The following is a 9,860-nucleotide window of genomic DNA, read 5'->3' as shown; positions in this document are numbered from 1 at the left end:
AATAACCAACTTATTTCTCACACTCATTAAGCTAACCATTTTTTCAACACAAAAAGTTGTTTCGAAATCAATTGCATTCATCTTCTCATTAAATACACTGATACGGAACTCACCGCCACACAAAGCAAAAATTGACACTTTAATTTTATTATCACTTTCAAGACTGGCATGAAAACTAAATTTAGGGCCATCATAATCATAGGAAATATGATGTATAGAAGCAATCATATAATTAAAACACGAAGTGCTCAAACCATCCTCTGGATATAGCCCAGTTGATATAAATTCACTGAGTGACGACATAGAGTTCTGCAAATTCATTTTATATTGTTCTGACAACTCATATGATGACCTCATGGTAATCGCTCTATGTTGCAATGAAATATTGGGTATCATATATATCCTTAATAATTATATTCTTCAGCACTGTGGCGCATTACATTAATATTAAGTGTATAAACATAAGTGCAGAGTAAACTATCAAAAATAGCTCATCCTGTATTATATGAAGAGAAAAGATTCGTTGAACCCCTCTGTAGAAAGAGGGATTCATGATAATTATTCAGCGACTTCCCCTTCCTGCCGTATCTGGTTCGCCCAGCGCTGGGCGGACTCCGGCACGCTAAATGCCGGTGAGCGCAAGAATGACTCCCCCATCAGGACAAACGCCACATATTTCCCACGTAGTATCCATACATCACGAAACGTATCCATTTTCATCGCATGTTCCGGCAGCGCAGGTTCCGTGCGCGGAACATAGCTAATAATCGGGCGGTTTTGCTGACGTAGCGGTTTCTTCATTACTGGCTTCACTAAACGCATACTAAAAATTAGAAAAACGGTAGTTTAGCCGATTTAGCCCCCCGACGTCCTGCTTCGCGTGCGCTATCACTGATGAGCGTCGCCTGTAAAGATAAAGTGACCACCAGAAGAAGGGGAAGAGGTGAAGGGAATATTAAAGGCGGCGCAAATTCAATATATTGCAGGAAAAAACAGGCCTGATAAGCGTAGCGTATCAGGCGATGCTGTGTATCATCAGTCTCAGGCGGCGCAACTGCGCCGCCTTTTATCTCTGGACGTCAAGGTAACTGCCTAACCGATAACCACGCTCGGCAATTGCATATTTTAACGACGCTGACGTCAACACCTCCAACTCAATGAGCCGTGGAAAGCAATACGCACTCTGGCGAATCGTATTATCAATAAACGCCGGATGGCACATGACCTCCAGCGAAGTCTCATCTCGCTGACTGGAATCATCAAGTACTTGCAGGAACAGTGACTCACTGATCTCTTCGCCATAAAAAGCACTACTGAATCCCTGTGAACTGCGCAAATTAGCAGGTAAATCGCTCTCGTTAAAAGCCGATTGACGGTCAATGCGTAGCGCAATGCCCTGCTCCGCCGCAAACTTCGCCACAAGAGGGAGAATCTGCGGGAACATATGCACATGATGATGGCTATCAATGTGCGTAGGTTTGCGGCCAAACAGTTCAACGAAACGCTGATACTGACTTACCAGCTCCTGAGCAATTTCTTCCAGCGGTAAGGCATCTTCTTCTGCCAACTGCCAGATCCATTTCCCCAACACGCCTTCCCGAGTCAGCCCCGGCATCGCGGTCAACGGTTTGCCCATGGTAAGGACAAAATGCATCCCCACCGCCAGAGTCGGTTCATCACGACTTAACTGCGCCGCATGATAAATGGCTTCACCATTCACCAGCGCCGTCGTGGAAGTGACAACACCGTTACGACAAGCCTCGATAATGCCGTAGTTCTGACCTTTACTTAAGCCAAAATCATCGGCATTAACAATCAGTAAGCGTTCCATATTTAGCCCCGGTTAATGTGCTTTTTTGAGATCAGCAATGCAATCAGCGAAGTTCGGCAACCACTTTTCATGCGCCAGAATCATCTCACGGGCCAACACCTCTGCATCACGATCTGAATGCACCAGAGGGCTAAGATTCAGCGCCAGCAATACATCGTTAAACTCACCGCTAAGTGCGGCATTACTGGCGGCAATCTCAAAGCCTTTGATGGTGTGAATCAGGCCCATCACTTTATCATCAAAATGCGTAATACGCGGATGTGGCGTCGCACCATTGCGCCCCAGCGTACAGGTCATTTCAACTGCCCAGTCAGCCGGAATATTATCAATATGGCCATGATGAGGAATATTAATGTAGTGTTCCGTTTGCTTGTCGTTGTAGATAGCATTAATCACTTCGCACGCCGCGTCGGAGTAATAAGCCCCGCCGCGCTGCTCCAGCTCTTTAGGCTTAACTTTCAGATCTGGATTTTTATACAGCTCAAAAAGTTGCTTCTCAACTTTTTGAACCACCTGTGCACGCGCACCGCCCTTGTAGTATTCGCCCATTTCAATCGCCAGCATCTCTTTTTGCTTGAAGTAGTACAGCAGATAAGAACACGGCAACAGATTCAGCGATCGAATTAAGCCTTCGCTAAACGGCAGATCGAAAATATTTTTTACGGAAGAGGCTTTTAACTGCCCTGACGCCACGCCATCGAGCAATTCGGCAAAACGTGATTCGCCGTTTACTAACACATCTTTAATAAACACCAGGTGGTTCAGGCCGAACAGATCGATAGACAGATCATCATCTTCTTTCAGCGCCAGCACATCGTTGATAAACATTTTCATGCCCACCGGAATATTACAAACGCCGATAAAACGTTTAGATCCAGTATGACGATATACCGCTTCAGTAACCATTCCTGCGGGGTTCGTGAAGTTAATAACCCACGCATTCGGACACAATTCTTCAACATCTTTCACGATATCGAAAATAACAGGAATAGTGCGCAAACCTTTAAACAGACCACCTGCACCGTTAGTTTCCTGCCCAAGATAACCATGACTTAATGGAATACGTTCATCCTGTTCACGGGCAGGCAACTGGCCTACACGCAGTTGAGTGGTGACAAAATCCGCCCCTTTCAGCGCTTCGCGACGATCCAGTGTTTTATAAAGCTTCATCGGTACGCCAGCGTTATCTATCATCCGCTGACAGAGATCAAAAATAATATCCAGCTTCGCTTTACCACCTTCAACATCCACCAGCCATAATTCACTAACCGGCAGTTCATGATAACGCTTAATAAAGCCTTCCAGTAATTCTGGGGTATAGCTACTCCCGCCACCGATCGTGACAACTTTTAATTTCTGGCTCATAATTTCTCCCTTCATCAGGAAATACGGATATTTGACATACCTGCCTCACGAGTCAGAAGTAACCCAAAACACCAAAGGCAGGTATATATATCTGATAAATATTTTACTGATTAAACTCAGTTAATTTCTTACGATAGCTATTAGGCGTAAATGACGTTAACTTCTTAAACGTTTTAATAAACAGACTTGGGCTGCTATAACCAGCCTCAAACGCAATATCTGTTACAGAGTAGTTAGTCATCTCCAGTTGTTTTTTAGCAAAGTTAATGCGGATCTCGTTAATAATCTGCATCGGTGTTTTGCCATAATAACGCTGGGTTGCACGCGTCAGATATTCCTGCGATTTAGCCGATAACGCCACCATATTTTCCAGTGCGTTCTCACTAAACTGCTCTTTGTCATGCATCTTTTCTACCGTATTTTTTAACCACTGTGGTACATCATCAATAACCTGTTCTTCGCGGTAATGACGCAACCGGTTGATGACATAAAAAGTGACTATCTCTACAAACTCTTCTAACCCAGTTTCCCGGAAATTTAATGAAGAAATAACCGTTTCTACATAGGTAAGAAAAGCATTATTGGTCCGGTATACCTGTGACGCAACGAAGCAATAGGGCAATAATGGCAAATAGTGCTGCTCAAAAAAGCGTTTACTGATCCCCACATTCAAAATACGCGTGGCACCAAACTCATAAAAACTTTGATGGTGCGATCCCAACGGGATAAAAACAAAATCGCCTCGCTCCAGCAACACGCGCTTGCCGTTTATTTCCTAGAAATAGCGTCCGGTTAAAACCAGGGTGAATTCATAATAATCATGCTGATGCAGTCCGCTGATACTTTCAGTTTTATTGTAGATAAACACATGGAAATTCTTGCCATTAAACAGTTGCTGTTCACGAGCAATAGCAATTTCCGGCGCGTTAATCACTGGCTGCATCATCGACTCCTTATGCCTTCAATTTTTTGTGAAGCTCAATTAATTCTGTAATCAGTTCACGCGCAAGCATTGAAGTCATTAAATGATCCTGTGCGTGAACCAGTACCAGGCTGACTTTCATCTTTCCTTCGCCTGCGTCGCCTTCAATCAGCTTGGTCTGCACCAAATGTGCTTCATTCAAAGCCATTCGCGATTGATCCATCATCGTCCTCGCGGCGGCAAAATCTCCCTGTTTAGCCTGTTTTAACGCGGCATACGCCAGGCTGCGGGCTTGTCCTGAGTTGGTAATAAGCCCCATCACCACTTCTTCCAGTTCTTCGGCTTCGGTTTGGGTGTCCGGGATATTGTCGAGATCCATCATAATCAATTCCTCACTTTCTTTACCCGGCACAGATTTCTCTGTGCCGATATCAATTAAAATTTCAGAGCACTCGCAATATCTTCTTCGCTCTCTTCCTTATCAATCACGTTTTGTGCTTTGTTAGCCACCACCACAAACGGTAGATAAATCAACGTCGCGATCCCAAGGTTAAAGAGAGCAACCAACAACGCCGCAACGCTACCGTTGGTGTTAAAGAAAGCTCCGAGCCCCGTAGGCATCGTCCACGGTGCAATGTTGGTTACCGGAGGGATAATGCCCATGTAATACGCCGCCAGAGTGATTGCAGCCAGAATCGGTTGCACCAGAACGAACGGGATAAACATTACCGGGTTCATGATAATCGGCAGACCAAACAGAATCGGTTCGTTAATCTGGAAAATACCGGATGGCAACGCCAGTTTCGCCACCTGGCGATAATCAGCACGGCGAGAAGCAATAAAGATTGCCAGAATCAAGCCTAAGGTCGCGCCACTGCCGCCAAGGAAAATAAAGGAATCCAGCATCGGCTTAGCCCAGATATGGAAGGTCTTGCCTGCTGCCAGCGCCGCTTCAACGGAACCATATTGCTGATAGGTCGCGATATTTTCCAGTGCCCACGGCGTCATGATGCCGTTGTCCAGCGCAGTCAGCGCCAGCGCGCCATGAATACCGAAGAACCAGAGCAAAGGGACAAAGATCACATAAGCCCAGCCGACGACGCTACCCAACGATGCCAGCGGCGTCGAAATGGTATCCATAATGATCTGATGGAAGTTTGTTCCCCAGGTGGTCAGCGCCCAGGAGATAATCCCCATCACCGAAAGAATAATAAAACCAGGAATTAATGCCGAGAAGGAGCGCGAAACCGATGTCGGTACACTGTCGGGTAATTTAATCACCCAGTTACGATGAACAATAAAGGTAAACATTTCTGCCACCACCAGGCCGATAATAATCCCGGAGATGATATTTGCACCGCCTAACCAGTTTGCGCCGACTGCATAAGCCTCACCAACACTATATGGCGTAACGGTCATGAATGCTGCGACGGATAATAACCCCGCTGCCAGCGCATCGACCTTTCGTTCTTCTGCCAGCGCCATGCCGATAAAGAACGGAGCCATTAAAGACATAATCCCTAATGTTCCGTTATAAACGTTTCCGCCAATCCCTTTCAGGCTATTGAGCGTTTCAATGGTCGAAGCATCAAGGCGAATACCTAAGGAATAAAAAAACGACCCCTCCCCAAAACTAAGAAAAACATTATTAATTAATACAAACATAGCCCCTGCGAGGGTTAACGGCATTAAGCGAATAAAACCGTTTTTGATTGCATTAACGTGTGGTTGCTTTCCTATTTTAACTGCAAAAGGGAGGAGTACCTTTTCAAGCGATGCAATAACATTACTCATAGAAAAATACCCTTAAAAACCGCAACTTAAATATTGCGGTATAGATTTATGAAATAACTCTTTGACGGAAAATTTAAAAAATTAATTTGCTGCGGCTTTTTTAATTGCTGCTACCGCAGCCTTAAGCACGCCTAAACCATCGACTTTGCCATATAACAGCGAGTCAATGACTTCAACAGGTTTGTTAGGTAACAAACGCTGAATTTCAGGCAACATATAAGCGATCTGCGGCCCTAATAACACAACATCGGCATTCTGACCTTTCTCACCGGCCAGTGTTTCTGGAAATGCTTCAATAATAACCGGCACTTCATATTTTTCAGCCTGCGCACGCATCTTTGATACCAGTAAGGAAGTTGACATGCCCGCAGAACAAAACAGATAAATGTGTTTCTTTTCCATAAAACGCCCCTCATCGACGATTATCTGTCAGCCAGACACTCCGCAAGCCTTCACCTGCTTCCATGCACTGGGTAACTTGCGAAACCAACATGACTTTTTTTTGTGGCTGAAAGGAGTATACGGTATTGACCTGAGTAATAGTATTTCTTTGACCATACAAATTGTCTCTCATTGACCTGAGGTTATGACCCTCTTCACATTTCAGGCAAATAATTCGCAGCAATAAATAAGAAAACAACCACAAAAAAACCGGCACGATGGCCGGTTTCCTTTGTTACTCAAGCTTTCAGACGAAGCGATTACTTCGTTGCCTGCGGATCGGTGTCATATTCGGAACAGGTCTGATAGCCGGTGTTGATCACATGTCCTGTATCATCTAACGCGACAAAATAGGTTTCTGCTTTACCATCACGTTGACCCAGGATGTAAGTCTGGCACGTACCACGAGCGTGGATCATGCTCACTTCAGACGAGGGTTTCCCCGCAATTTGTGCAACCTGCGCCCGGCTCATGCCTTTTTTGACGTCTTTCACCACAGGCTGTACAAACTGGTCTTTGGCACGATCATACGCAGTACATCCCGCCAGCATCGTTAATACCGCCGCTGCCCCCAGAATTCCTGCCATATTCTTGTTCATATTCCATCCTCTTGTTTATCAGCGTATTAGATAAGCCTGGAATATATCGGGCGCTTTTTCAAGCCTGTGAACAAAACGGCCTCCTTTCAGAGGATTCCTCTATGGCGTTTTAACCGCCATTCAACCCGCTGTTGCTTGTCGTTTCTGTAGCAACGGGTTAGCTTTAAGGAAGTTTTATTTTCATTCTGGAGGGGTTCAATGACATTACAGCAACAAATAATAAAGGCGCTGGGCGCAAAACCACAGATTAATGCTGAAGAAGAAATTCGCCGCAGCGTCGATTTTCTAAAAAGCTATCTGCAAACTTACCCGTTCATTAAATCACTGGTTCTTGGTATTAGCGGCGGTCAGGACTCCACCCTTGCTGGAAAACTGTGCCAGATGGCGATTAATGAACTGCGTCAGGAGAGCGGCAACGAATCACTGCAATTTATTGCCGTACGCCTCCCTTACTGTGTTCAGGCCGATGAGCAAGATTGCCAGGATGCGATTGCCTTTATTCAACCAGATCGTGTGTTAACCGTTAATATCAAAGGTGCGGTATTGGCCAGCGAACAGGCGCTACGCGAAGCTGGCATTGAATTAAGTGATTTTGTTCGCGGCAACGAAAAAGCGCGCGAGCGGATGAAAGCACAATACAGCATTGCAGGCATGACCAATGGCGTCGTGGTCGGCACCGATCATGCAGCAGAAGCCATTACCGGATTCTTCACTAAATATGGCGATGGCGGTACGGACATTAACCCGCTGTATCGTCTGAACAAACGTCAGGGTAAACAGCTGCTGGCAGCATTAGGTTGCCCGGAACATCTCTATAAGAAAGCACCGACGGCAGATCTCGAAGATGACCGCCCGTCACTGCCGGATGAAGTCGCGCTTGGCGTGACCTATGAAAATATCGATGACTACCTGGAAGGGAAAAGCGTACCGGAACAGGTCGCCAGAACGATTGAAAACTGGTATCTGAAAACCGAACACAAACGCCGCCCGCCGATTACGGTTTTTGATAATTTCTGGAAGAAATAACGCCCCATAGCTGTGTCTGATAATGCCAATATTATCGGACACAGCATCCCCTTTTATCTTTTAGGAAAAAATTACTGAACGGACTCCGGCGAATGACCAGGACGCCAGCTAATTTCACTGAACAGCAATTGACCTTGCGATTGCAAAAGCCGCAGGGTGTGTTTGCCATCGTACCAGCACGCGCCCTGGTCGGAGGTCAACAGTTTATCACCCAGTTGCCACGCCCCGCTGATCACAAACACCACTCCGCCGCGCGAGCCAAACGTGGTAAACGTGCGATCGGCAATTCTGACTTTCGCCTTACAGATATCAAGGCGTATCATGACGTTGAAATCCATCGACATCTGCCCTTCCGTCAGTTTTGCCTTCACGACTTGATCTGCCGAAAAAGCAAAAGGTTGTAGTGGCTTTAAGGTGTGGCTAAAACGGTCTGTGCTTTCAAGACATATCTCACCGCCTTCCAGCAGCGTCACGCTCCTTTCCATTCCCGGAAACAGCGAAAACTCACCATTGGTCGCGATAGAAGCGATACTGGCACGCCAGTAAAAATCACGTTTTGCCGGAGGAAAACGACAGATTTCGCGAGTTTCACCAGCCGCGTTTCGCCACAGATCTACCGACATTTTACGCATATCAAAGTATTCCATACTCGCTCCCGGCATGCTCTTTTCATTGTTATCGTTCAGGCAACCGTGGATTGTTATCGGCAACTCGGGTGATTTCCCTTAGCGCTATTCAGGAATTTTTGGCAAAAATGACCGGTACAGGCACAAAAAAGAAAACCGCCGATCCTGTCCACCGCATTACTGCAAGGTAGTGGACAAGACCGGCGGTCTTAAGCCTTTACGCTGAGAGATTATTCAGCGGTTTCAGGCATTTTACCTTTTGCTGCCGGGCGTTCTGTCAGACGCTTCTCAAAATTCGCATTAAATTGCTTTTTCTGTTCCGGTGTCAAAATGTTGTAAATCTTGTTTTGGGTTTCCAGGTGCGCCAGCATGTTCGCTTTGCGCTGTTCTTCCATTTTCGCGATCTGTGCTTCCGCTTTTGCCTTATCGAAGGTATCGCTGGCAATAATGTCATGCATTGCGCGGCGTTCTTCCAGCGGCGGACGTTTCATCTGGTCGCGCTGACCTTTCATGATTTCGCGAATTTGCTGTTTCTGCGCGTCGGTCAGGTTCAGGTCTTTAAACATCATATCCTGATACGGACCAAACTTACCTTTATGATGCATCATCGGCTTCGCATCAGCCGGTGCTGCGGTAGTCGTATCTGCGGCGTGAGCCAGATTAGCCGCGCCAAGAGCCAGGGTAGAGGCAACAAACAGAGCAGTTAATTTACACATATTCGATATCCTTCATTTCAGTTATTTTGTACGGCTTTCTTAAGTAACGTGCCGTGTTGACGAGATAAACTTTACTAAGTTTAGCGTCAATTAATCAGAGCAACGGTAAAACAATGAAAGTGTAAAAAACATTTTTCCGCCAATTATGGAGAAAAAAAGAAAATTTGATGGAGAGCAATGAAGGAATATTTCAACCAACTGATTTTGCAGAGATTATGAAGAACTATATCTGATAACTGGTGACAAATAAAGCAAATAACCAGGATTAATCTGTATTATTTCATAAGAAAATAATTAGACACCCGCAGAATGATTTCTGCGGGCAAATATTAGGTTAATTTTTCCAGCATTAATCCCGCACGCAATCCTATTGCAACCAATGGATTAGGAAACAGAACATATTCAACATCATGGGTCACCGTAAAACATTCCTCTCCATCCTGAGCCAGCAATATTCCCTTTTTAAACGGCGTAAAGTTCAGCGTTTCGGTAATGCTGCCAACTTACTGATTTAGTGTATGATGGTGTTTTTGAGGTGCT

Annotated in this window: 10 protein-coding genes and 3 pseudogenes; 1 reads left to right on the top strand and 12 read right to left on the bottom strand. The window is 45.5% G+C overall.

The window, feature by feature from the left end; translation table 11 throughout:
- From EA14781_RS20450 to osmE, 9 genes and pseudogenes are all read right to left on the bottom strand, one after another.
- Nucleotides 1-396: pseudogene (locus EA14781_RS20450) on the bottom strand (hypothetical protein); the annotation flags it as partial.
- 162 nt (nt 397-558) lie between these two features.
- The gene (gene cedA, locus EA14781_RS20445; protein WP_001241545.1) at nt 559-822 is read right to left on the bottom strand and encodes a cell division activator CedA; all 264 of its coding nucleotides are present in this window, start codon (nt 820-822) and stop codon (nt 559-561) included.
- Between the two features lie 244 nt (nt 823-1,066).
- Nucleotides 1,067-1,831 (bottom strand): chitin disaccharide deacetylase, encoded by a 765-nt coding sequence (gene chbG / locus EA14781_RS20440; protein WP_000440486.1) that lies wholly within the window; start codon nt 1,829-1,831, stop codon nt 1,067-1,069.
- Nucleotides 1,832-1,843: 12 nt separating this feature from the next.
- Nucleotides 1,844-3,196, bottom strand: coding sequence for a 6-phospho-beta-glucosidase (celF, locus tag EA14781_RS20435; protein ID WP_000078762.1), 1,353 nt, complete (start codon nt 3,194-3,196; stop codon nt 1,844-1,846).
- Between the two features lie 103 nt (nt 3,197-3,299).
- Nucleotides 3,300-4,142 (bottom strand): annotated as a pseudogene (gene chbR, locus EA14781_RS20430) (transcriptional regulator ChbR).
- Between the two features lie 7 nt (nt 4,143-4,149).
- The gene (gene chbA / locus EA14781_RS20420) at nt 4,150-4,500 is read right to left on the bottom strand and encodes a PTS N,N'-diacetylchitobiose transporter subunit IIA (RefSeq protein WP_000968928.1); all 351 of its coding nucleotides are present in this window, start codon (nt 4,498-4,500) and stop codon (nt 4,150-4,152) included.
- 53 nt (nt 4,501-4,553) lie between these two features.
- A complete protein-coding gene (gene chbC, locus EA14781_RS20415; protein ID WP_000073054.1) occupies nt 4,554-5,912 on the bottom strand; it encodes a PTS N,N'-diacetylchitobiose transporter subunit IIC in 1,359 nt (452 codons plus the stop codon).
- A gap of 81 nt (nt 5,913-5,993) precedes the next feature.
- Complete coding sequence (gene chbB, locus EA14781_RS20410; protein WP_000412169.1) at nt 5,994-6,314, bottom strand: PTS N,N'-diacetylchitobiose transporter subunit IIB; 321 nt, start codon at nt 6,312-6,314, stop codon at nt 5,994-5,996.
- A 299-nt stretch (nt 6,315-6,613) separates the two neighbouring features.
- Nucleotides 6,614-6,952 (bottom strand): osmotically-inducible lipoprotein OsmE, encoded by a 339-nt coding sequence (gene osmE, locus EA14781_RS20405; protein WP_001039037.1) that lies wholly within the window; start codon nt 6,950-6,952, stop codon nt 6,614-6,616.
- 198 nt (nt 6,953-7,150) lie between these two features.
- On the opposite strand from osmE, the gene nadE reads away from it, so the two are divergent.
- Nucleotides 7,151-7,978, top strand: coding sequence for an NAD(+) synthase (gene nadE, locus EA14781_RS20400; protein ID WP_000175029.1), 828 nt, complete (start codon nt 7,151-7,153; stop codon nt 7,976-7,978).
- Between the two features lie 71 nt (nt 7,979-8,049).
- Here the strand turns inward: nadE and ves are convergent, their stop codons facing one another.
- The 3 genes and pseudogenes from ves to EA14781_RS23880 form a co-directional block, all read right to left on the bottom strand.
- Nucleotides 8,050-8,625: an environmental stress-induced protein Ves gene (ves, locus tag EA14781_RS20395; protein ID WP_002462265.1), complete on the bottom strand. Its 576-nt coding sequence runs from the start codon at nt 8,623-8,625 to the stop codon at nt 8,050-8,052.
- Nucleotides 8,626-8,834: 209 nt separating this feature from the next.
- A complete protein-coding gene (gene spy / locus EA14781_RS20390; protein ID WP_000335219.1) occupies nt 8,835-9,320 on the bottom strand; it encodes an ATP-independent periplasmic protein-refolding chaperone Spy in 486 nt (161 codons plus the stop codon).
- Between the two features lie 329 nt (nt 9,321-9,649).
- Nucleotides 9,650-9,811, bottom strand: a pseudogene (locus EA14781_RS23880) (succinylglutamate desuccinylase/aspartoacylase domain-containing protein); the annotation flags it as partial.
- Nucleotides 9,812-9,860: the final 49 nt, after the last annotated feature.

Source organism: Escherichia albertii NBRC 107761 = DSM 17582, assembly GCF_000759775.1.
Classification (GTDB): domain Bacteria; phylum Pseudomonadota; class Gammaproteobacteria; order Enterobacterales; family Enterobacteriaceae; genus Escherichia; species Escherichia albertii.
Note: the sequence above shows the minus strand (reverse complement) of the source record. Positions and strands in the feature narration are given on the sequence as shown.